The following is a 23,245-nucleotide window of genomic DNA, read 5'->3' as shown; positions in this document are numbered from 1 at the left end:
ACAACCAATGCGATGAAGTGGGCCGGACGAATCTTTTGTTTCCTAGTCGGATTAAGCGTGGCGAACGTGCTGTTCAGCCAAGTGGACCTCAAGGGGGAGCCACTGGACCCCCGACATGAAGCCAAAAGTTCTTTGAGCTACACGGACGCCGTGATACTCGGTCTGGTCGAAGGCATCACCGAATATTTGCCGGTCTCCTCCACGGGACACCTGATCTTGACCAATGCCTGGCTGGGGCTCGATTCGGACACCCCCCTGCCCGACCGCAACGGAGCACCGGTCATGGTCGAGGGGGATGACGACGGAACCACCGCTCCATTCACCATGGGCAATGCAGCCGACGCCTATGCAATCATCATCCAGTTCGGGGCGATCCTGGCCGTCGTACTCATCTATTGGAAGCGCATCCTCAGCATTGTCCTCGGCGTCTTGGGAAAAGACCCGAACGGCCTGAAACTACTACTCAACCTAATTGTGGCCTTTCTGCCCGCAGCCGTCCTGGGCCTCTTGCTCGACGAGTTCATCGAATCCGTACTGTTTGGGATCATCCCGGTGGTGATTGCGCTCATCGCCGGCGGCATCCTCATGCTGATTGTCACCCGTTGGCACACGCTCAAACACCGGGGCGAGTCCGTCGTGCATGAGACGGCCCAGACCCCCGACCTGCATGAGCTTTCCTTGAAGAAATGCCTGCTCGTGGGATTCCTTCAGTGTGTCGCCATGTGGCCGGGAACCAGCCGCTCCATGATGACGATCGTAGGCGGCTACCTTGTCGGCTTGAGCCCGACGCGGGCGGCGGAATTCAGCTTTCTTCTCGGACTGGTCACCCTAAGCGCCGCATCCGCCTATAAGACGCTCAGCGTTGGCCCGCTCATCCTGCAGACCATCCCGCTCGGCCCCATCCTCATCGGTATTCTGGTCGCAGCCATCGCCGCAGCCCTAGCCGTAAAATGGCTGGTGGGCTTCCTCAACAAGCATGGCCTCTCGCTCTTTGCCTGGTACCGGATCGCCCTCGGCATCACGGTATTTTTCGTGCTGGGTTAAAGCCGTAGATGTAGAGTTGCACAGGCGCTCAAGCTCTCTCAACATGGCCGGATTATGAAAAAAGTTGCTGTTGTCCTTTCCGGTTGCGGTGTCTTCGACGGCGCAGAAATCCACGAATCTGTGCTCACCTTGCTCGCGCTAGACCGCGCTGGCGCCAAAGTCACCTGCACGGCCCCCGATATCGCCCAAAAACATGTGGTCAACCATGCGACCGGTGAAGAAGAGGAAGAAGAAAACCGGAACGTCCTGGAGGAAGCGGCCCGCATTGCGCGCGGTTCGATCGAATCGATGAACGACCTAGCCCCGGACGAATTTGATGCCATTATCTTTGTGGGTGGTTACGGGGCCGCCAAAAACCTCTGCTCGCTCGCGTTCGACGGGGCGGAATATGATACGGACGCACTGATCGTCGATTTTATCCAGACCGCCCATGAGCAAGGTAAAGCCCTGGGCTTTATGTGCATCGCCCCCGCCCTGGCAGCCAGCGCGCTCGGCAGCAAAGGCGTCCAACTCACCATCGGAAACGATGCGGACACTGCAGCCGCCTTGGAGAAAAAAGGCGCCAAGCATGTGAACTGCCCGGTCGATGACGTGGTCGTGGATCCGGCCAACAAAGTCGTGACCACTCCCGCCTACATGCTCGCCGAGTCCATCACTCAGGCCGAGAGCGGCATTAACAAGCTTGTCGCGGAAGTACTTAAGCTTGCCTGAGCAAGTTGAAATATTTGATAAAGGGGGCTTGACGGGGCGATTTTAGGCCCTTTAATCCGCGCCCTTTGGCACACATCGCAGCCACAACCATTTACTAAAAGGAGACATATTTCATGGCACAGCCCAAACGCAAACAGTCCAAGCAACGTAGCCGCAAGCGCCGTGGCGCAGTTCGTTTCGAACTGCCTCAGCTTGCCAAGGATCCGCAAGACGGGACCCGCTTCCGTCCCCACCGCGTGAACCCCGCCAATGGCATGTACCGCGGCCGCCAAGTGCTGGACGTCGAAGTCTAAGGCACGACCTTAACTCAATATTTCAACCGTCTATGGGCGCTAGCGCAGTCAACTGCACCATTGCAGTAGACACCATGGGTGGAGACAAAGGGCCCACTGAGTTTATCCGTGGGCTTTTTTATGCCACCGAAGAACTCCGCCTCGATTGCCGTTTCATCCTCGTAGGCAAGCAACGCTTGCTGGAACGCTTGATGAAGGTGCGGAAACTGGATGTCTACAAGGATCGTATCAAAGTCCTCAACACGACCGAGGTAATCGGCATGCACGAGAAGCCGATCCAGGCACTCAAGCGCAAGAAGGACTCCTCCATGGTCCGTGCCATTGAGCTGCTCAAGGACGGCACGGCCGATGCGGTCGTCAGTTGCGGGAATACCGGGGCCCTCATGGCCGGCGGCACCCTCCGCATGCGCCCGCTTCCCGGGGTCGACCGCCCGGCGCTGGCCTCCATCATACCGAGCAAGCGTAAACCTTTCGTATTCCTCGATGTCGGTGCCAACCCGGAATCGACCGCCGAAAACCTCGTGCACAACGCGGTCTTGGGCTCCAACTACGCAAAAGCCGCGCTCGGGATTGAGCGCCCACGCGTCGCGCTGCTCACAATCGGTACCGAGGAAGGCAAAGGCAACAGCCTCATCAACAAGACACACGGCTATCTCGACAGGCTCAACGGCCTGATCAACTATATCGGCCCGATTGAAGGCTTCCAGCTCTTTGAAGGCGAAGTCGACGTTGTGGTCTGCGACGGCTTTGTCGGCAATATCGTCCTCAAGTCCAGCGAAGCACTCTTCAGCTTCATCGGGACCACCATCAAGGAGGAAATGCTCCGCAACATCAAACGGAAGATCGGCGCGGCACTTTCCGCTTCCGCCTTCAAATCCATGCGTGTGCGTCTCAGCCCGGACCAAAATGCCGGCGCCCCTCTGCTGGGCCTTCAAGGCAACATCCTCAAATCACACGGTTCCTCTAATTATATTGCCATCGCCAACGCGCTGCGGGTGGCTCGTGAAGTCGTGACGCACGATATGATTGACTCAATTCGGTCTGAAATCCAACAAGCTAACCAACTGATTCAATCTCCGGCCGAAGCCGCCACCGATGCCACTGCCGAGGCGTAAGCCTGCGGCCTCACCCGTCGTCCCTTTCATGCCTCCTCATTCCTCGCAATCCGTCGTCATTCTCGGCACTGGCTCTTACTTGCCCGAACGTGTCGTCACAAATGACGATATGGCCAAACTAGTCGACACTTCCGACGAATGGATCCGCAGCCGAACCGGCATCGGTGAACGCCGCTTTGCCGCCAAGGGAGAAACCACCAGCGATATGGCCTGCGAAGCGGGTCGCAAAGCGATCGAATCCGCCGGTATCGCGAAGGAGGAAATCGACCTCATCATCGTCGCGACGATGACCCCGGATATGCCCTTCCCTTCGACCGCCTGCCTGGTACAAAGCAAGCTGGGTCTGCCCAATGTCACCGCATTTGACATCCAAGCCGCTTGCTCCGGTTTCGTCTATGAACTGAGTATCGCAAGCGCCATGCTGCGCTCCGGACAGTTCAAGAGGGCTCTAATCATCGGAACGGAAAAAACCAGTTCCATCCTCGATTTCGAAGACCGGACCACCTGCGTACTCTTTGGCGACGGTGCCGGCGCAGCCGTCTTGGGCTGCGGCGATGCTACCGGTGTCGGCATTCTCAATTGCACCGGTGGCTCCGATGGATCCAATCCATCGGTACTCTGCCAACCTGCCGGTGGCAGCGCGATCCCCGCATCAATTGAATCGATCCAGGCACGCCAGCATTTCCTGAAGATGAGTGGAAAGGAGATCTTCAAGCAAGCGGTCCGGGTCATGGGACAGGCCTGCATGGACGCCATTGAGCCTTTCGGCCTGAAGAAGGACGACATCAACCTGGTCATTCCACACCAGGCAAACATGCGTATTATCGACAGTCTGGCGAAACGCCTGGGCATCCCGATGGACAAGTTCCATAACAATCTGGACCGTTACGGAAACACTTCGGCGGCTTCGGTTGGTATCGCACTGGACGAGGCCTACCGCGCCGGCCGTATCCATTCCGGGGACTACGTCCTGCTGGTAGCCTTCGGGGCAGGCTTGACCTGGGGCTCCACACTGATCAAATGGCAATAACCAAGCATATGCGTTCATTCTACTCTATCGTCCTTCTCGCATTTTTCATCGGGCACGCGTCGCTACAGGCGCAATTGTCACTGAATCCGCTCGATTGGTTTGGCGGCGACAAGGAGGCGGAACAAATGCTTCGCGTAGCCGATTCCACGGATGAAGCCGCAGCCAGCGAACTGCTGTCCATCGGAAAGCTCAAAATGGAAGCCGGCAATCTCGGCGGTGCCAGCCGGGTCTTCAAGAAGTTGGCCAATGAATACCCGACCGCGATTGCTTCCGGTGAGGCACTCTACCTCCGTGGCCGTATCTTGATGACCAAGGAACGCTGGGCCAAAGCCTTTGAATCCCTCCAGCAAGTCGTCACCTACCACCCGAACTTCGCGGAATTCGACCAAGTCATCAGCGCCCAGTTCGAATGCGCCACAGCCCTGATGGAAGGGGCTCGTGGCCGTATTTTTTGGGTCATTCCCGGCTTCCGTCAGTATAGTGAAGCTTCCCGTGAGTTTGCGATGATCGTCCGCAACGCCCCCTATGGGGATTATGCGCCACTGGCACTGATGAATCTGGCACTGGTTGAGGACGAACACGGTGACGCCGAACTGGCCATTGATGCGCTCGATCGCCTGATCAATTACTACCCGCAAAGTATCCTCGCACCCGATGCCTATTACAATTTGGCTCAGGTCTACTCCAACCTCGTCAAGGGTGAGGAATACGACCAAGGCTCCACCCGCCAGGCGATCAGCTACTACGAGGATTTCATGATTCTCTTTCCGGACAGTAATTACCTCGGTGAGGTCGAAGCGGATCTGGAGCGAATGGAAAACCTGCTCGCCAGCAGCCGCCTGAACCTGGGTGATTTCTACTATTACTACCGCAACAATAACTCCGCCGCCCTCATTTTTTACAACGAGACGATCACCATCGCACCGGAGTCCGAAGCAGCGGATGAGGCGCGCGCACGTATTTCGGACATCGAGTCAGGCGTCCGACCGACCACCGGTTCATCTCTTGTCCGCACTCTTCTTTTCCTGAATTAATCCGATCCCCGGCCGGCTCATGATCCTCGCCAGAAAAACCTGCGTCCTTTTCTTCGGTAGCCTCTTGTTGACGATGGCAGTCCTCTTTCAGGGCTGCGCCAACTATCAGCCGGGCTCCGCCTCACAACTCCCTTTTGAGTCGATCTACATCGCACCCGCGACCAACGATAGCTTCGCTCCCCAAGCACAGGCACTGGTCAGCTCACAGATCCGCGAGGCCTTCATCCGTGACGGCCGGGTCAAGGTCGTGACCAGCGAAGAGAACGCCGATGCGATTCTCCTCGTCAACCTGACGGACTATGACCGGAAATCGGCGGCCCGCCAAAGCACCGACACGGTGATCGCCCGTGACTTCGATATCCGCCTCTATGCCGAAGCCTCGCTCTACAATGCCAAGGCCGGCGACTATTATTTCAAGAACCGCAAGCTCAACGACCGTAGCTCGGTCTATGTGGATAATCCCTATGCAGACTCGGAAATCGACCAGATGCAGGATTACAACCACGCGGAATACAACGCGATGACTCGTCTGGCCCGCGACCTGGGACGCAAGATTGCCGACGAAGTCCTCAGCGTCTGGTAACGACGCCGTTCCGCTTCATCGAGACTCCCTCACATGGAGGGAATCCGGACGAAACGAGTCCCAAACTTTAGACTTGGGCCGGATCGGTGAACTCAAGCGCCCCCTCGCCGGTGATGCGGCGGTAATAGCAGCCGGAACGGGCGACACCGTCCTTGTTCTTGGTGTGACAAGCGCCTTTGCCTGCCGGAGTCACCTTGTAGAGGATCGAATTTTGCTCACAGTTGACCCGGATCTCTTCGATTTTGAGGTAGTCCCCGCTGGTCTTGCCCTTGATCCAGAGCTCATTGCGGCTGGTGCTCCAGAAAGTGGCCATCCCGCACTCAAGCGCCGTATCCAGTGCCAGTTGATTGGCATAGCCGACAATCAGCACCTCGCCGGTCTTCGCATCCTGAGCGATGGCCGGAAGTACGTCTGCATCACAATTCGCAACCTTGCGCAGCTTCGTAAAATCGAGGTTCAGGACCGAACCATTTTCCAATTCATCATGTGTCATGCGCGCCTTTTACCCATGACGACAGGAAACTGTCGAGTTTTGAATTGGGGCAATGAGGCAAATTCATGACGGTCAAGCGGGTTTTTTCTTTTCATTCCAGCCCCTCCCTTCATCGTTTCCGCTTTTAACGCATCTTGCACCCATAGTGTTCAATAGATCATCGAAAGACTGACTCATGCAAAAAGAAATCCTCGCACAAGCAGCCACTCAAGCACGCGGCCTCGCCATCGACGCCGTGCACGCCTGCAATTCAGGTCACCTGGGGCTGCCCCTCGGTTGTGCCGAAATCGGTGCCGCTCTCTACGGCAATGGCGGCCTCCGCTACAATCCGGCAGAACCGAAGTGGCTGAACCGTGACCGCTTCGTCCTGTCCGGTGGCCATGGCTCCATGTTCCTTTACACCTGGCTCCACCTCTCCGGGTATGAGCTCAAGCTGGAGGAACTGAAAAACTTCCGCCAACTCGGCTCCGAAACACCCGGCCACCCGGAATACGGCGACACCGTTGGCGTCGAAGCAACCACTGGTCCGCTCGGTCAGGGCATCGGTAATGCGGTGGGCTATGCACTCTCCGGCAAGCGCGCTGCGGCCAAGTTCAACACTGCGGAACACAGCATTTTCGACCAGCACGTCTTCGCCCTTCACGGGGATGGCTGTCTGCAGGAAGGCGTGGCCAAGGAAGCCATCGCCTTCGCCGGTCACAATGGGCTCGATAACCTCATCCTGATCTATGACTCCAACGACGTCACCCTCGACGCCATGGCAGTGCAGACCCAGAGCGAGAATGCGGAAGGCTACTTTGCCTCTCAGGGTTGGGATGCCGTCACGATCGATGGTCATGACATCGCAGCCGTGACTGAAGCCATCCTGGCGGCCAAGGCCAACGACAACGGCAAGCCCAAGGTCATCATTGCCAAGACCGAAATCGCCCGTGGGATCCCTCAAGTCGCCGGCACTTCGGGTGGTCACGGTGAAGGCGGCGCCAAGTTTGCCGACGAGGCACGCGAAGGACTGGGACTGCCGAAAGAACATTTCTACGTCTCCGACGAAGTCCGCGCATTCTTCGCCGAAAAGGCCGAAGCCTCCAAGCTGGCCTACTCCGAGTGGGAAGCCACCTTCAAGGCTTGGAGTGCCGCGAATCCGGAACTCGCAGCTGAACTCGACGTAGCGGTCAAGGGCGAGGTCCCGGCCGACCTACTTAGCCAGATTCCTGAATTTGACGCCGGCACGAAGGCAGCAACACGCGCCTCCGGCGGCACGGTTATCAATGCCGTAGCCAAGGCTGTTCCGCAGCTCATTACCGGCTCGGCCGACCTTTACGGTTCGACCAAGAATTATATCAAGGACGGCGGGGACTTCTCCGCCAAGGAACCGGCTGGCCGCAATATTTGGTTTGGCATTCGTGAGCATGCCATGGGTGCGATCTGCAACGGGATCGCTTACGACGGGATCTTCCGTGCCAGCGGCGCGACCTTCCTTGTGTTTGCCGACTACGTCCGTCCCTCCATCCGTCTGGCTTCCCTCGCCAAGCTGCCGGTCACCTACATCTTTACCCACGACTCCGTGGGTGTCGGTGAAGACGGCCCGACCCACCAGCCGGTCGAAACGGTCAGCGGCTTGCGCGTCATCCCGAACCTGGATGTGATCCGCCCGGCCGATGCGGAAGAAACAGCAGGCGCATTTGCCGCTGCGATCAGCCGCACAGACGGCCCAACGGCTCTCATCCTGACCCGTCAGAACGTACCGGCCCAAGACAGCCTCAGCGTCTCGGAACGACGTGAAGGTGTCCTGAAAGGCGGTTATATCGCGAAGAAGGAAAGCGGCGAGCTCAAGCTGATCCTCATGGCAACTGGTTCCGAACTACAACATGCGATGGGAGCCGCCGAGCAACTTGGCGACGGTGTCCGTGTCGTCTCCCTGCCCTGCTTCGAACGTTTCGAGCGCCAAAGCGCCGACTACATCGAAAGCGTGCTGCCAGTCAGCTGTGCGGCTCGCATCGCGGTGGAAGCGGGCGTCTCAAGCACCTGGGGCAAGTACGTCGGCCTCGCCGGCAAGACAGTCTGCATCGATCGTTTCGGCATCTCCGCTCCGGGCGACACAGTCATGGCCGAACTTGGCATGACCGCCGACAATGTCGCTGCGGTCGCCAAGACGCTGCTCTAATCTACAGAACAAGGCTTCTAAAAATCAAGCCGCCCGTCTCGGGCGGCTTTTTTTTGTCTACAGTCCAGATCCTGAAAGCGGCACAGGTCGCTTGCGGAAATAGTTTCAATCGGATTCATTCGCCCCGCATATGCCCAAGACATGCAAACAACCGATCCTTCAAGTCGAGGAACTCAAGCTGTACCGCGGTCAGACCCGGATCCTCCAGGGAATCGAATGGACCGTCCAAACGGGCGAGCACTGGGCCATTTTGGGCGCCAACGGATGTGGTAAAACCTCATTACTCTCCGCGATAACCGGCTATTTCATGCCGTCGTCCGGGGATATCCGGCTGCTTGGCGAACGCTACGGTGAGGCGGATTGGAACGAACTGAGACAACATATCGGCATCGTCAGCTCCTCGCTGACCCGCCGCGTCCCTGCGGATGAGCTGGCTCTGGAAACCGTACTGAGCGGAGGAACCGCACAACTGGGCTATTGGACGCGGAGCAAACAGCAGCCAACCGAGAAAGCCCTGCGTTGCATGGGAAAAATGGGGGTTCGACGCTTAGCCGAACGTCCCTGGGCAGTCCTAAGTCAGGGAGAACGGCAAAAGGTCTTCATCGCACGGGCGCTCATGGCCCAACCGAAGCTGCTCATTCTGGACGAGCCCTGTGCCGGTCTCGATCCGGTAGCGCGCGAGCAGTTCCTGCTCAGCCTCCGAAAACTGGCCTCCGCCAAACGCGGTCCCGGCTTGGTCATGGTCACCCACCACGTCGAGGAGATCATCCCGGAAATCAGCCATGTCCTGCTTCTGAGAAGTGGCCGGACCTATGCCGCAGGCCCCAAGGAAACGGTCCTGCGGGCAGAACCCCTCGGTCACACCTTCGGCGCGGATCTGGGACTGTCCTGCGATAAGGACGGGCGATACCATCTGGACCTGATCTAGCCAGTGTTTGCCCCGAATGGGAACGCTCGAGCGAAAAGCTGCTTGAATCCTAGAAGTACCGGAGCCGGGATTCCCCTCTGTCGGGCGGGACGCCAAACTGACACGGCGGCGCAAAGCACCGCAAACTCGGCCTTAAGCCGCTCCTGCGGCCAAGCTGTCGGACGGAACACGGCTTGACTTAGCTCAGACATGCCCCGAACTTGTTTCGTTTTCATCCATTCCCATCCCATGGCCACCGCTACACTCAACTACGAACCGATGGTATTCAACCCGCGCAGCGGGGAATCTCCGCTCTCTGACATCCAGAAAGAGGTGCTCGCCCTGAAAAAGGAGCGCAACGCGGTCATTCTCGCCCACAATTATCAAGTGGAGGAAATCCAACGCGTCGCGGACTACGTGGGCGATTCCCTGGGACTGGCCTACCGTGCGGCGGAAGCGGATGCCGACTGCATCGTATTCTGCGGGGTCCACTTCATGGCGGAAACGGCCAAGATCGTGAATCCGAAAAAGCCGGTACTCCTCCCCGAGATGGAAGCCGGTTGCTCCCTTTCCGACTCCTGCCCGGCCGATCAACTGGCGGCCTACAAGGAAGCCAACCCGAACGTGTACATTGTCGCCTACATCAACTGTTCGGCTGCGGTCAAAGCACTCTCCGATGTGATCTGCACCAGTGGCAATGCCATGAAGATCGTCGAAAAAGTGCCGGCTGACCGTGAAATCCTTTTTGTGCCCGACCAAAACCTCGGCCAGTGGGTCTCCAAGCAAACCGGACGCAGCATGAAGCTCTGGCCGGGCTCCTGTTATGCCCACGTCCTCTTTACCCAACAGGCCATTGAGCGACTGAAGGCAAAGTTCCCGGAGGCGCTCGTGGTCGCTCACCCCGAGTGCGTCGAGACGGTGCGCGATAACGCCGATGTAGTCTGCAGTACCGAAAAGATGATCGGCTTCTGCCGCGACAGCGAAGCCCGGCAGTTTATCGTGGTCACTGAGACTGGCATGATCCACCGCCTCCAGCGTGAGGTACCGGAAAAAACCTTTATTGCCGGCCCGACCGACACTTGCGCCTGCAACGAGTGCCGTTTCATGAAGATGAACACCATCGAGAAGCTGCGTGACTGCCTCCGCGACATGTCGCCGCAGATCGAGATGCCCGAAGACATCCGCCAGAAGGCCTACTTGCCGATCAAGCGGATGCTCGACTGGAGCCGCTAAATTTGTCCGGTCCGGCACAGACCGAACGCTCCCAGCTCACCTATCGCAACGACTGCAAGCGCGCGGCGTTCCAAGGCATTCTGGAAACAGGATGGCAGACTTTTGCGCTGGTCGTGGCAATTCGCTACTTCAATGCAGGCGAAAGTCCGAAAGCCTTTATTGCCGGTGCCGGCCCCTTGGGCTTTTTGATCGCTCCGCTGACGCTATACCTTGCCGGTCTTTTCAGGGCGCGTCCGGGACCGGCTTCCGGCCTGATCATGGGTGTCGCCGCTCTCCTGCTCTGCGGCGCAAGCCTTTCCGGAACCCTGCTGCTGTTCACCTTTTTTGCCGTTACCAGCCAAATGACGGCGGCCCAACAGGGCCCCCTGATGCTGCAGGTCTACACGGACAACTACCGTCCCGGCGAACGCGGTAGCCGTATGTCCCTGCCCTTTATGCTGACCGCAGGGGCCGCCATCTGCTTCGCATTCCTCGGAGGTCGCATTCTTGACATGGATTTGGATTACTTCCGGCTCATCTTCGCCATCATGGTGCTCGCGGCATTGGCCAATGGTTTCTTCATGGCACGTATACCAAGCAGAAGCTTGTCCATTAAGGACGTCGGCAATCCCTGGCAGAACTTCAGCTTGATCTGGAAAGATAAGTTTTTCGGCTATCTGCTGGGTTCATGGATGCTGCTGGGCCTCGGCAACCTCATCACCTTGCCGATGCGCGTCGAGTATCTGGCCAATCCGGAGTTTGGCATCAATGCAGACAATACAACCATCGGCATCCTCATGATCGTCGTTCCTGCCATCGCCCGTCTTGGCAGCACCTGGATCTGGGGCCGCCTCTTTGACCGTCTACATTTTGTGAGTAACCGCAACCTGCTCAATCTCTGCTTTCTCCTCGGCATCGCCTTCTTCTTCTTCACCCGGAACTTCTTTCTACTGACCTTGGGGATGGCCTTTACCGGACTCGCCCAGAGCGGCGGCAAGATATTCTGGAGCCTATGGGTGACCAAGATCGCTCCTGAAGACAGCAAGGCGGCCTCGTACATGAGCGTGCATATGGCGCTAACGGGGGTACGCGGATCCCTCGCCCCCTTTATCGGCTATTGGATTCTCAGCATGTCCATGCCCACAACCGTCGCGATCGTAGGCATGGTCCTCATCGTGGTGGCAATGGCCCTCTTCGAGTGCGTCCGTGGACACGGCCGACTGGGCTCGCTCCACGCGCACTGACAAATGTACCGGGGCAGCGCTTCGCTTAACGTTCCTCGCTCAAGAGTTTGTCAAAATACTCGATCGTCGGCTTTAGGCCTTCATCCAGGCAAACCGTCGGCTCCCAGCCGAGCTTTTCACGTGCCACCGTAATGTCCGGCTGGCGCTGCTTCGGATCATCCGAAGGCAGAGGCTCGTGAATGATCTTTGACTTGCTGCCGGTCAGTGCGATGACCTTCTCGGCAAGTTCATAGATGGTAAATTCACCCGGATTGCCGATATTGACCGGGCCGGTAAGCTCGTCCTGATTCATCAGCTTGAGAAATCCGTTGATCAGGTCGTCACAGTAGCAAAAGGAACGGGTTTGCTGGCCCTCGCCGTATACGGTGATGTCCTTGCCCTGCAGGGCTTGGACAATGAAATTGGAGACCACTCGACCGTCATCGGGGCACATGCGGGGACCATAGGTGTTAAAGATCCGGACAATGCGGATATCGACCCCATTTTGACGGTGGTAGTCCATAAACAGGGTTTCCGCGCAACGCTTGCCTTCGTCGTAACAGGAACGGATACCGATGGGATTGACGTTCCCCCAATAGGATTCGGGCTGCGGGTGAATCGACGGATCCGGATCCCCATAAACCTCGGAAGTCGACGCCTGGAACACGCGGGCCTTGGTGCGTTTCGCCAACCCGAGACAGTTGATCGCGCCCTGCACCGAGGTCTTGATCGTCTTGATGGCGTTGTACTGGTAGTGCACCGGTGAGGCAGGACAGGCCAGATTATAGATCTGGTCGACTTCCGCCTTGAAGGGATCAATCACATCGTGCCGGACCAGCTCGAAATTCGGATTGCCCAGCAAGTGGCTCACATTGCGCTTTCGGCCGGTAAAAAAATTGTCCAGGCAGATGACTTCATGGCCTTGTTCAATGAGTCGATCACATAGATGACTCCCGAGAAATCCGGCACCGCCGGTGATTAATATACGCATGTCAGGTTATCAGGTTGTGCTTTTCGAAACTTCAGCAAAGATAAAGGGACTTGTAGGCATGGAAACCCTATTTTTTGTAAAACACCGCAAACAAGCATTCGTTATGTCGATGCTGATGATGCATTTTCTATGCTCATTTGCATCAAGTTTGGATGCGCAATCGTCCGGCCCCTCCCAAGAGACCGCGCAGCCTGCAGAGGAAGCGGAAGAACCGGCGATCGTGCGCCCGAAAGATTCCGACTCAACCAGTCAGAAACTGATCAACAATTACCTCGCCTCTTCAGGGGGACGCAAGGCACACAAGCGCTTGCTTAATATCGAAGCCAGCGGAACCATCGTCGAAGGTAAGACGACCCGTCAGTTTACCCTGGTAGAAACACGGGATGGTAAACGCCGTCTGACCTATACCTGGCATCATCTGGGGCGCGACTACAAGGTCGTCCGCGCCTTTGATGGCCTGGTTGCCTGGGAACAGCAACAGCTCCCAAAAGTGCTGCCTCACGTGATCTTGAACGGACAGGAGGCACAACATTTCAAGTGCCAACGCTGGCTGATTCAGCCCTTTGGCTTACCGCTCTCGCCCAAATATGTCTTTCAGTACCAGAGCACGGCGCGGGTAAACGGGCGTCCGACTTATCTCGTGGTCGGATATGGCCCCAAGAACGAGCGAAGCTGGTTCTACTTCGACAAGGAGACTTCCTTGCTCATACGTTACGGAGGACTCGGAGTCATCGGGAACGTGAAAGAATACATGGATTATCGAGCCACACATTTTGAATATGTGGACGGGGTGCTGCTCCCCACGGAACTAAGTCTGCTGGTAGAAGATTCGGCCTTCGGGAAAATCACATTCGAGTCGATCAAGACGAACCAGAAGATCGACTCCGGAATCTTCAACCAACCGCCGGACATCGTCCCCCTGCTGCGTTCGAAACACACCGAACGATAATGCAGATCGACCCTCTGGAACGTCGTGTGCGCCTCAATGTGCGCGAACTGGCCGGCTTCCGAAATGCCCCTAAAACTGAGCGAAGCGGAGGACACGCTTGGCGTGCTGCCATCGGGCAACAGTGGCACAAGGAGCTCGAGAGCGCGACACAGGCACGCCATCCGGAAGCTCGATTCGAGATTCCGGTCCAAGCGGTCTGGCAACACAAGGAATGGCGCTTTGATATACAGGGACGCATTGACCAGATCGTTCCCACACAGGCGGGAGGGCTCGTTCTTCGTGAGGTAAAAACGATTCGTCACCCCCTTCCCGATGCGGAGGAAATCCTATGGGACCGCTATCCGGATTATATCGCACAAGTCGCCATCTATCTGGGCCTCGCCCGCGTTCTTCCGGATTACCGCGAGTATGAGTTAAAGGCGGAACTGCTCTTTGTCGACATCGACAGTGGCCTGACTCAGACACTGCGCCTTCAACCCGAGCATGAGTCAACGTTCGAGCAGCAACTGGATGCTTTGCTTCCTTTCCTCAATGATCGTCGGCACGCTCGAGTGCGGCTCGAAGACTTCGAACTGAAGCCCGCCTTTGATCAACTTCGAGAGGGGCAAGCTGAATTATTCGAGACGCTGGATATCGCCGCTACGCAATCCCGCACCGTCCTACTCGAGGCGCCGACAGGCTTCGGAAAGACCGGAATCGTACTGGAACACGCTCTGCGTCAAATGAAGTCAGGAATGTACGAGCGCTGCATCTACCTCTCCAGCAAATCCACCGGTCAGCTCCAGACGATCGAACAGCTCCGGAGGATGATCGGAGATGGGATTCGCTATATCCAGATGCGCAACCGTACGGAGCATCGCATTGAAAGTCCCGCACACACCTGCACCGGAGACAGCCGTTGCGACGAAGGACTGGGACAACTTTGGTTCGAAGCGGACCTGCACACTCCGGAGCTCTTCAAAGACGGTCATTTCTCACTCGACGAGGCCAAGCGTCTGGGAGCGGAAACCGGGATCTGCCCCTATGCATTGACTAAGGCGTGCCTGCCCTACGCGGAAATATGGATCGGGGACAGCAATTACGTTTTTGCCCCCGCCAGCCGCGCGGTCTTCAGCGAACCTTATGGCTTTGATCCCGCCCGTACACTGCTGATTGTTGATGAGGCCCACAATCTCCCAGACCGGGTCGCCGATGCACTAAGTGTCGCATTAAATGCTGGAGAACTACTCTTTGCGCTGGAGGAGATCGAATCCGCCGGCGCCCCCCGTCAACTGCTGCGGACCGGGCGGGAACTGTGCCAAGTGATCGATGCACAGCCCATCCAACAAGCGCTTTCACCCAACAGCCAATACCTGCTGCTCGATCTCTGTGAAGACTTTGAGAGGCAATTACGCGAGGCGCGCTTCGATTTTGATGCCGCCGCTCCCTTCGCGCTCGACATCATTTGGCGGATCCCGGATCTGGCCAAAGCCTTGGCCGGTCCAAGCTGGCAATGGCTGCATTGGCTTCCGTCCGCCGGCATGATGAAGGCCACCTGCCTGGACGCCAGTCAATGGACAGCTGAATGCCTGCAGGCCTTCAGCGGCAGCATACTGATGTCCGCGACGCTCGCACCCTACGATTCCTTTCGTACAAGCTGCGGCCTGAAGAAGGCCTCCGCGGATTCGCCGGCCGGCTCCGCGGTCCTGGCGATCGGCCATGCGCCCTGGCGTGACGATGCGTATGACGTCGCCATTGACTGTCGCGTAGACACCCGTCTCAAGGCACGTGAACAATACTATGAAACCACCGCCCGGACGGTGGCGGCCCTCGCCCACTACAGCCCGGGAGAGCCCGTAGCGGTCTTTTTTGCCAGCTACCAGTATGCGGAAAACGTCAAAGCCTACCTCAGCGCAACCGATCCTGGACTGCGCGCCATGGTCCAACCGCGAGGAGTCGATTTGAATGAGCAAAGAGAGTTCATCGAAGAAGGCCTGTTTATGGCAGACGCCATCTTCCTCATTCTCGGATCCAGCTATGCCGAGGGTGTCGACCAACTTGGAGGCCGCGTCCATACTGCGATGGTCGTGGGGCCGGCCCTTCCAGAGGTGAACTGCGTGCAGGACGCCAGGATGGATGCGTCCCCCTCACAGGCGCGCGAGGAGGCATTCCGTGACGTCTATATCATTCCCGCCATGCGCCGCATACACCAGGCCCTCGGCCGACTCGTCCGCGCCCCTGGTCAACACGCAAGGATCCTACTTCACGGCAAACGCTACGCCGAACCCGCCTATCACGAACAATTGGCCCCTGAATATCAGAGCGATGCCTATATTCGTTCCGCTGACGAACTCGCACATTGGTTGCAGTCTTAAGTCATGTTACCCCGCGAGCTGCTATATTCACCTGGGCAACCAGCGACCGGTGCTTGATTCGCTCAGCTAAAAACTTGCCTTCTCAGTCCCCGGATGACGGAAAGATTGCCCCAATTGGCCCCGGTCAGTTCACGTACTTTGGGCGTTTTTTTACGTCCGCGGTCGATTTGCCAGCTACCTGTGAAACCTTGGACAAATTCCTTAGAGCCGAGTATGGCTCCATCTGTAAAATAACGAACACGACAGCGCAGAACGGTCGCCCGAGGCAGGACAGCATCTTCTTGCTCCAAGACTTTCAGCGCTTGTTCGCGCGAAATAGTATGCCCGTTACCGGGCCCAGAGCCCTTGCCAAAAATCAGCATGCGGTGCGAACGCAGCGCATCGCCCATAGATTGCACACGGTCCACCCATACTTGCAAAAGCCCCTCACGAGCCTCAAGAAATCCGGCCACCGCCTCAGCGTAGCCACAGAAGCGGTAGTCCTTCGGGTCCTCCACGAGTCCTGCCCGCACCGGATTCAAATCAATATACGCCGCCATAGTCTGGAGCGGCGTCCCTTCGCCTTCAACCAACACACTCTTAAAGCGCTCCGACCAAAGTGTCCCGTAACGCTGGTGGGTTCGATTATACCAGACTGAGAAGCGCTGCTTCACGGCCTTCATGTACTCCGAAACGTCCCCCATCCGCGCAAGCAGCTTGCTTCGAATCGCTGCGGCCTCCTCGCCGCCTGCAGTTAACTCAGCTTCCATCACTTTGGCTGACGCAACTTGGTATTTCGTCGGTTTCGGATAAAGCACACGATAGCGCCGCATCAATTCAGAATCTGAAACGTCCTCCGCCACAGGCACCCCAAGCAAGACATGGAAGTGGTTCCCCAGAATGCAGTAAGTCAACAACTCCACGCCACAAAAGTCAGCGACCTGCCAGAGCATTTTTCGCAAGACCTCCTTCTCTCGGTCCCCAAAAAGCATTTCCCCGTTCACCGTCCGCGTCATACAATGATAAGTCGCACGCACCCCATTTACCTTCAACCGCCGCATCCGCATCTGCCCAACAATCACACCACACGAAGCCATGTCAACTATTTTATTTAGCCTGTCCCTTATATAAGGCTATAAATGTAATCTCGTTTACAAGGGCTGGCCACACTCCTGACAGAATTTGGAATTGTCTTCGTTGAGTTGACCGCAGGCGCGGCACTTGATCATGATCACCTTTTCGGACGTTGCGCCAAGGTGCAGGTCAGCCTCGTCCAAGGCGTCCTTGAGCATACCGCCCGTCATTCGACTGTAGGGCTCCAAGTCTTCGCGTGCTTTTTGAGGGTCTAGCACGACCCCCGAACCAGCCAGGCCGCGAGCCCCGGCCGAACGAACGATTCCTCCGATAAAGAGAAGTGCCATACCACCGAATGCCCTCAGCATACCTGATTTTGCATTCGCCTCGAAATTCGAGAAATCTCCGAAGTGAAGGAAGAAACTAAGAAAAGTGGATGCAAATAGAAGGCCTCCCACAACCATGAAACCTGTGCCCAGATAAAAGGCTGTCTTACGTTTTTCAGAAATTCGACGCTTCATATGGGTTGTCTATGTATAACTCCGGTAGAGATCAAACAGAAGTCTCACAACCGAGTCGCGCATCGCAACAAAATTCCCTAAGCAGAATTCGTTTGGGATAGAGTCACAAACTAGGCTTTGCCCATCCCAGCCTTCTGAATCGCTTCAAACTCAGACTGAGTGACAGGGGTGATGGACAAGCGATTGCCGCGCTGCAGGACACGCATCTCCTGCAACTCTGGCATGGCCTTCATTTCCTCCAACGCGACCAGACGCTTTAAATCAGCCTTGTACTTCACATCGACCAAGACCCAACGCGGACTATCCGGATTGCTCTTTGGATCGTAATATTTCGACTTTTTATCAAAAGCGGTCGGATCCGGATAGGCTTCGGAGGCGACTTGAGCAATCCCAGCCACCCCGGGTGGATTCGTGTTGGAATGATAAAACAGGATGAGATCACCGACCTGCATATCGTCCCGCATGAAATTGCGTGCTTGGTAATTGCGTACACCGTCCCACGGTTCAGTTTGACCGGGTCGACTCTTCAAGTCTTCGAAGGAAAAGACATCCGGCTCTGATTTCATTAGCCAATACTTCATGGCAGGTCCGTTCGAATGGGATGTGGCGAGAACAGCCAGTTAATGTTGCAGGCCCAATTTTTCGAGGATGCGGTCGAGGTCCTCGTTGCCGAAATACTCGATCGTAATCTTCCCTTTTTTGTTACCGTGCTTCATGGAAACACGTGTGTTGAAATGCTCACCAATGCGCTTTTCAAGGTCACGGATCGCGGTGCTTTCAGCATCGCCTGCCTTTCCTTTCTTCGTGCCGGTCGCGCCCTTACTTGCGCCTTCTTTAAGACGACGGACCTCTTGTTCGGCCTCACGGACACTCATCCCCGTCTCGATAATACGACGGGCCAGCAAACGTCGGTGCTCATCATTCTCCAATCCCAACAGCACCTTAGCATGACCAGTCGAGATGAGACGCCGACTGAGATAGCCCTGAATTTCCGAATTCAGGCTCAGCAAGCGGAGGGCATTCGCCACAGTGGCACGTCCCTTCCCCACCCGTTCGGCGGCAGCTTCCTGCGTGAGGTCAAAATCGCGTACCAGGCTGGCATATCCCAGCGCTTCGTCGATCGGGTTCAGGTTTTCACGCTGCAGATTTTCAATCAATGCCAGTGTGGCCGAAGAGGCATCGGTCGCTTCAATAATACGGGCCGGCACCGAAGCCAGCTTGAGGTGCTCGAATGCACGAAGCCGCCGTTCGCCGGCGATCAACTCGTACTGTTTCCCCTTCGGACGTACCACGATCGGCTGAAGCAAGCCTTCCGACTGAATACTTTTGGCCAATTCTTCCACATGGGCAGGGTTAATTTCGCGGCGAGGCTGGTAGGGATTCGGCACCACATCGCTCACCTTGATCTCACGATAGCCAATCCCCTCGTCCGGAGCGGATTGGGGAGCGGCCACCGTTTTCTTGGCAGCAGTCTTAACCGGTACTTTTTTTGCAGGGCTGGCCTTAGGCTTTGGGGCGTCCGACGCAGGCTTGTTGCCGGCACCAGAAATCAGGCCGCCTAAACCACGGCCAAGTCGACTTTTGGAACTCATAATCTATTCGGAAACAGGGATAAAGATGGTTTGCCCGACCTGCAGGTCGCGGGCCGGATTGGCGATCTTGTTGGCGTCCTGGATGTATTTGATTGTCGATCCATGCTCGCGGGCGATTTTGCTGAGGGTATCGCCCGAACGCACGGTATAGGTCACTCCAGTCTTGGGATAGCTGTCGGAAAAATGAACCGGGGCCGCCACACTTGGTTGGGCATCGACCGCCTTGGCTACCGTATTGATCGCCGCCTGCGTCTCCTTGGCCAAGGCATCGATCTGGCGAGACACTTCAGCGATGATCTGCTGCTTCTGGGCCTCGTCGGCGGCACGGTATTCCTTGCGCAGCGCTTCAATCGCCCCACTCAAGTTGGCAATTTGGGTATCGGTGTTCTGGTTCGAACTAGCAGCCGCCACCTGACGGCGCAACTGGTCGTTCTCACGACGCATCGCCTCCATTTCCAAACGCAGAGATTTCATTTCACGAGCGAGGATATTCACATCCTGGCTGAGGTTGGCCACGGAGACACGCAAGGCATCACTTTGCTGAGCACTTGCGGATTGGAATAGTAGTGCGCTCCCAAGGCAGAGAAGGAGCAGCATGCGGGTCGGTTTCATCATCTTGTAGAGAAAGATTGGAGGGTACCCCCAAATGTCAAAGCCAGAAAGGGAACTGAACCGAAACTTGTGGTTGCCATCGGTTCCGTCGAAAGCAACAAAGTCAGGCAACGACCATGGCGACTCCGACAAATTACTGGGTGCATGACCTGAGCCCCTTTCTCGTCCGCTTCCCTGAAAATCCACTCGGCCTCGAGGGAATTCGGTACTACGGGCTGGCCTATCTCGCCGGATTTATCGTGGCGTGGGCGCTGCTGCGCGTCTACAATAACCGTGGCAAGTACGTTATCGATGCGGATGCCCGGGCCACCCTCATGACGGCAATCATCCTGGGCGTACTGGCAGGCGGCCGGTTGGGCTACATGCTGCTCTATGACCTAGACAATTTCCTGGCCCACCCCGCTTCGATCATACGCGTCGACCAGGGGGGCATGGCCAGCCATGGAGGCTTTGTCGGGGTGATCCTGGCGTTGGTCTGGTTTGCCTGGCGCCAGAACCGTTCACTCCTCGAACTGGGGGACATCGTCACCTCCGTCACTCCCATCGGCCTTTTCTTCGGCCGAATCGCCAACTTCATCAACGGAGAACTCTGGGGCCGCGTGACCGAAGTCAGATGGGCAGTCATCTTTCCAGACAGCCCCACAGTCTTTGACCGGACCACCCTGAGCTATGCACCGCAGCCGCGTCACCCCTCCCAGCTCTATGAAGCGGGACTGGAAGGACTGTTACTCTTCATCTATCTGCAGTTCCGGCTGTGGTTTGCACGTCCCCCCTTCGGACAACTGGCTGGCGAGTTCTTATTTGGCTACGGAATCGTACGAATTATCGGAGAGCTTTTCCGCGAGCCGGATGCCGGCTTGATCCTCGGTCTCAGCCGAGGACAATTCTACTCCATCTTCCTGATGTTGGCCGGCCTTGTACTCATCGTACTGGCGCGACTACGCGGACAGCGGGAGCCCAGCTTGGAGGAAAAACTGGACCCCCATGGTGAACAACACCGCGAGACCAATTAGCGGAAACACAGGACCGGCACCCGGCAGCGTCGGAGTAATTCGGTCGTGGTACTGCCGATAATGAGTTCGCGGATGCGACTGTGTCCATAGGCCCCGGCAATGAGGAGGTCGATCTGAGACTTGTCCACATAGCTGGCAATAGCCGACTCAACTTCTCCAGTCAGCAGCTGGCAGCCTGGCTCCATTCCTGCAGTCTTCAGTTTAGCCTCAGCCTCGGCCAAACGTCCGGAGGCTTCGGTTTCATCACTGCCTTCCGACACGGTCACCAAGTGCAACTGGACCTGTTTGAAGAAAGGCTCAGCAGACAAGTAATCAAGCGCCTTGCGCGCACTGATTCCCCCATCATAGGCAATGGCCACCTGCTGCACAGGCTTAAACTTACGTGAGGTGACCAAGCAGGGCTTCTTCGCTGCCCGGACCACCCGTTCCAACATAGAGCCCAAGTGTTCCGTCGCAAAATTGGCATTTTCCCCGCGCTTGCCTAATAAGATAAGATCCACCTCATCCTGATACTGCTCAATGACATCGACGAGAAGACCAGTCTCGTGATGAAAACTCACGTTATTCCCCATACCTGCCTCCCTTAAGACACGCATGGCATGTTCCTCAACAAAGCCAGCCTTGTGTCGTTCGACTTCCTGCATCTGCGAGATCATTCCTTCAAAAGGCTGTATCCCCAAACTGCCACTCAGGTCGGCAACGGCCGGAATTTCAAACTGACGGAGATCCGTAACGTACAGAACATCGACTGTAGCACCGCTTTGCAGGGCAAGCCAAGCACCGTAACGGCAACATTCTTCACTGTAATTCGAGCCATCCGTACATACGAGTAATTTCTTCATAGCAATAGTGGGGTTGGGTGTGAGGATTACTTGCTCTCTACAAGATACATCATGTCCCATTTTGCGGAATTCGCAACGCAAAAACCGCAGTCCATGCGGACTGCGGCTTCAGAAAAACAGGGAGAATAACTGTTGTATGCGGAAGGAAAACTAGGCTTTCATCACAAAACCATCAGGCACCACCGCGTCTTTACAAACAACGAGTACACCGTCGCGAATAGCGACATCCACATCCGGACCAAAATTGTCCGGAAGCCCCGTCGGGTCGAGGATCACGTTCTTACCGATACGGACGTTCTTATCGAGGATCGCATTACGAATCACCGAATTGTGCCCCACCCCGATATTGGGGCGTCCCAAGGACTGATTCTCCTCGAAGTCATCTTCGGTTTCATAGTAATCGGCCCCCATCATCACAACATTCTCCAAGGTACCCCCGTCACTGACCACAGAGCGGACCCCGAGGGAACAACGCTTCAGATCGGAATCCGTCACGATACTCCCGTCGGCCACCACGGCACGGTCAATCCGGCACGAATTCATTTTCGAAGCAGGCAGGAAGCGAGCCCGGGTATAAATACGAGCCTCTTCATCGAAGAAATTAAAGGGCGGCATCGTATCAGTGAGCCGCAGGTTGCAGTCAAAGAAGGCCTTCACCGTACCAATATCTTCCCAATAGGCATCAAAGACGTAGCTGAACATCTTCACTTCGCCGAGCAGTCCAGGTATAATTTCCTTACCAAAGTCAGTCGTATCCGAATCCAGCGCTTCGATCAACGTCTTGGCATTGAACACATAGATCCCCATAGAAGCCAGACAGTAGTCCTTATTCCCCGGCTCCACCATCTTCTGACGGACACTCTCCCCAACTGCCAAGCTCTGGATCACCTTGGGATCGGTCGGCTTTTCGACAAACTCAGTGATTTGCAGATGGTCGTCCACCCGCATCAGGCCCAGCCCCTCCGCTTCATCCAGACCGAGCGGCTTGGCGGTAATCGTCACGTCCGCGCCGTGGGCATCGTGTTCGCGAACCACATCAGCCAAGTCCATACGGAAGAGTTGGTCCCCGGACAGAATAACGTACAGGTCCCCCTCCTCCATCGGCCCAAAGTGGTTCATGTTCTGACGCACCGCATCCGCAGTGCCCTGATACCAACCGTCGGAGCGGTCAGTCTGCTCCGCAGAGAGGATATCGACACATCCGCCACCGAAGGGATCAAACTTGTAGGCTTCCTGAATATGGCGGTGCAAAGACGCCGTGTTAAACTGCGTCAACACATAGATCTGATTCATGCCGGAATTCAGGCAGTTACTGATAGGGATATCGACGAGTCGATACTTGCCGGCCAGCGGTACAGCCGGCTTACAACGTTCTTTGGTTAGCGGAACGAGGCGCGTACCTCGGCCTCCGCCCATGATAATACAGACGATCTTACGTTTTTTCACAGTGTACTAGGGGTTGTTGAGTATAAGCCAATAAGCTTGATTATTAAGGGTCTTCGCGCTGAATTG

At 56.5% G+C, this 23,245-nt stretch carries 23 protein-coding genes; 14 read left to right on the top strand and 9 right to left on the bottom strand.

Going from position 1 to position 23,245, the window contains the following annotated elements:
• Positions 1-57: 57 nt before the first annotated feature.
• The 7 genes from O2597_RS12020 (at position 58) to lptE (ending at position 5,810) form a co-directional block, all read left to right on the top strand.
• Positions 58-1,044, top strand: coding sequence for an undecaprenyl-diphosphate phosphatase (locus O2597_RS12020; protein ID WP_269525136.1), 987 nt, complete (start codon positions 58-60; stop codon positions 1,042-1,044).
• A gap of 54 nt (positions 1,045-1,098) precedes the next feature.
• Positions 1,099-1,755 (top strand): isoprenoid biosynthesis glyoxalase ElbB, encoded by a 657-nt coding sequence (gene elbB, locus O2597_RS12015; protein WP_269525134.1) that lies wholly within the window; start codon positions 1,099-1,101, stop codon positions 1,753-1,755.
• A gap of 113 nt (positions 1,756-1,868) precedes the next feature.
• Positions 1,869-2,048, top strand: coding sequence for a 50S ribosomal protein L32 (gene rpmF, locus O2597_RS12010; RefSeq protein ID WP_269525132.1), 180 nt, complete (start codon positions 1,869-1,871; stop codon positions 2,046-2,048).
• A 32-nt stretch (positions 2,049-2,080) separates the two neighbouring features.
• The gene (gene plsX / locus O2597_RS12005; RefSeq protein WP_269525130.1) at positions 2,081-3,163 is read left to right on the top strand and encodes a phosphate acyltransferase PlsX; all 1,083 of its coding nucleotides are present in this window, start codon (positions 2,081-2,083) and stop codon (positions 3,161-3,163) included.
• Positions 3,164-3,191: 28 nt separating this feature from the next.
• Positions 3,192-4,193 (top strand): beta-ketoacyl-ACP synthase III, encoded by a 1,002-nt coding sequence (locus O2597_RS12000; protein WP_269525128.1) that lies wholly within the window; start codon positions 3,192-3,194, stop codon positions 4,191-4,193.
• Between the two features lie 8 nt (positions 4,194-4,201).
• Complete coding sequence (gene bamD / locus O2597_RS11995) at positions 4,202-5,227, top strand: outer membrane protein assembly factor BamD (protein WP_269525126.1); 1,026 nt, start codon at positions 4,202-4,204, stop codon at positions 5,225-5,227.
• A 19-nt stretch (positions 5,228-5,246) separates the two neighbouring features.
• Positions 5,247-5,810 carry an LPS assembly lipoprotein LptE gene (gene lptE, locus O2597_RS11990; protein ID WP_269525124.1) on the top strand — a complete coding sequence of 188 codons (564 nt, stop codon included), beginning with the start codon at positions 5,247-5,249 and terminating at the stop codon, positions 5,808-5,810.
• Between the two features lie 67 nt (positions 5,811-5,877).
• Here the strand turns inward: lptE and O2597_RS11985 are convergent, their stop codons facing one another.
• Positions 5,878-6,303 (bottom strand): phosphoribosyl-AMP cyclohydrolase, encoded by a 426-nt coding sequence (locus tag O2597_RS11985; RefSeq protein WP_269525122.1) that lies wholly within the window; start codon positions 6,301-6,303, stop codon positions 5,878-5,880.
• A 175-nt stretch (positions 6,304-6,478) separates the two neighbouring features.
• Between O2597_RS11985 and tkt the strand changes: the two genes are divergently transcribed.
• The 4 genes from tkt to O2597_RS11965 all read left to right on the top strand — a co-directional run bounded on the left by tkt (position 6,479) and on the right by O2597_RS11965 (position 11,827).
• Positions 6,479-8,464, top strand: a complete 1,986-nt coding sequence (gene tkt / locus O2597_RS11980; protein ID WP_269525120.1) for a transketolase — start codon at positions 6,479-6,481, stop codon at positions 8,462-8,464.
• A gap of 130 nt (positions 8,465-8,594) precedes the next feature.
• Entirely contained in the window at positions 8,595-9,392 is a 798-nt protein-coding gene (locus O2597_RS11975) for an ABC transporter ATP-binding protein (RefSeq protein WP_269525118.1), read from the top strand.
• Positions 9,393-9,650: 258 nt separating this feature from the next.
• Positions 9,651-10,604 carry a quinolinate synthase NadA gene (gene nadA / locus O2597_RS11970; RefSeq protein WP_345783014.1) on the top strand — a complete coding sequence of 318 codons (954 nt, stop codon included), beginning with the start codon at positions 9,651-9,653 and terminating at the stop codon, positions 10,602-10,604.
• A gap of 2 nt (positions 10,605-10,606) precedes the next feature.
• Positions 10,607-11,827, top strand: a complete 1,221-nt coding sequence (locus O2597_RS11965; RefSeq protein WP_269525114.1) for an MFS transporter — start codon at positions 10,607-10,609, stop codon at positions 11,825-11,827.
• A gap of 25 nt (positions 11,828-11,852) precedes the next feature.
• Here the strand turns inward: O2597_RS11965 and O2597_RS11960 are convergent, their stop codons facing one another.
• Positions 11,853-12,797, bottom strand: a complete 945-nt coding sequence (locus O2597_RS11960) for a UDP-glucuronic acid decarboxylase family protein (RefSeq protein WP_269525112.1) — start codon at positions 12,795-12,797, stop codon at positions 11,853-11,855.
• A 148-nt stretch (positions 12,798-12,945) separates the two neighbouring features.
• Here O2597_RS11960 and O2597_RS11955 point away from each other — a divergent pair, with 148 nt between their 5' ends.
• Together O2597_RS11955 and O2597_RS11950 are read left to right on the top strand one after the other, a co-directional pair.
• A complete protein-coding gene (locus tag O2597_RS11955) occupies positions 12,946-13,746 on the top strand; it encodes a hypothetical protein (RefSeq protein ID WP_269525110.1) in 801 nt (266 codons plus the stop codon).
• Positions 13,746-16,100, top strand: coding sequence for an ATP-dependent DNA helicase (locus O2597_RS11950; RefSeq protein WP_269525108.1), 2,355 nt, complete (start codon positions 13,746-13,748; stop codon positions 16,098-16,100). The genes O2597_RS11955 and O2597_RS11950 overlap by 1 nt, the downstream gene beginning before the upstream one ends.
• 62 nt (positions 16,101-16,162) lie before the next feature.
• On the opposite strand, the gene O2597_RS11945 is transcribed toward O2597_RS11950, so the two are convergent.
• The 5 genes from O2597_RS11945 to O2597_RS11925 form a co-directional block, all read right to left on the bottom strand.
• On the bottom strand, positions 16,163-17,176 hold the full coding sequence (locus tag O2597_RS11945; RefSeq protein ID WP_269525106.1) for a transposase: 1,014 nt from the start codon (positions 17,174-17,176) through the stop codon (positions 16,163-16,165).
• Between the two features lie 54 nt (positions 17,177-17,230).
• Positions 17,231-17,674: a zinc ribbon domain-containing protein gene (locus O2597_RS11940; RefSeq protein WP_269525104.1), complete on the bottom strand. Its 444-nt coding sequence runs from the start codon at positions 17,672-17,674 to the stop codon at positions 17,231-17,233.
• Between the two features lie 110 nt (positions 17,675-17,784).
• Entirely contained in the window at positions 17,785-18,255 is a 471-nt protein-coding gene (locus O2597_RS11935; RefSeq protein WP_269525102.1) for an EVE domain-containing protein, read from the bottom strand.
• Between the two features lie 39 nt (positions 18,256-18,294).
• Entirely contained in the window at positions 18,295-19,266 is a 972-nt protein-coding gene (locus tag O2597_RS11930; RefSeq protein WP_269525100.1) for a ParB/RepB/Spo0J family partition protein, read from the bottom strand.
• Between the two features lie 3 nt (positions 19,267-19,269).
• Positions 19,270-19,881 (bottom strand): LysM peptidoglycan-binding domain-containing protein, encoded by a 612-nt coding sequence (locus O2597_RS11925; RefSeq protein ID WP_269525098.1) that lies wholly within the window; start codon positions 19,879-19,881, stop codon positions 19,270-19,272.
• A 113-nt stretch (positions 19,882-19,994) separates the two neighbouring features.
• Here O2597_RS11925 and lgt point away from each other — a divergent pair, with 113 nt between their 5' ends.
• Positions 19,995-20,891 (top strand): prolipoprotein diacylglyceryl transferase, encoded by an 897-nt coding sequence (gene lgt / locus O2597_RS11920; protein WP_269525096.1) that lies wholly within the window; start codon positions 19,995-19,997, stop codon positions 20,889-20,891.
• On the opposite strand, the gene O2597_RS11915 is transcribed toward lgt, so the two are convergent.
• Together O2597_RS11915 and O2597_RS11910 are read right to left on the bottom strand one after the other, a co-directional pair.
• Positions 20,888-21,733, bottom strand: a complete 846-nt coding sequence (locus tag O2597_RS11915) for a universal stress protein (RefSeq protein WP_269525094.1) — start codon at positions 21,731-21,733, stop codon at positions 20,888-20,890. The genes lgt and O2597_RS11915 overlap by 4 nt on opposite strands.
• A gap of 150 nt (positions 21,734-21,883) precedes the next feature.
• Positions 21,884-23,179, bottom strand: coding sequence for a glucose-1-phosphate adenylyltransferase (locus tag O2597_RS11910; protein WP_269525092.1), 1,296 nt, complete (start codon positions 23,177-23,179; stop codon positions 21,884-21,886).
• Positions 23,180-23,245: the final 66 nt, after the last annotated feature.

This window comes from Coraliomargarita parva, assembly GCF_027257905.1.
Taxonomy (GTDB): Bacteria; Verrucomicrobiota; Verrucomicrobiia; order Opitutales; family Coraliomargaritaceae; genus Coraliomargarita_A; species Coraliomargarita_A parva.
Note: the sequence above shows the minus strand (reverse complement) of the source record. Positions and strands in the feature narration are given on the sequence as shown.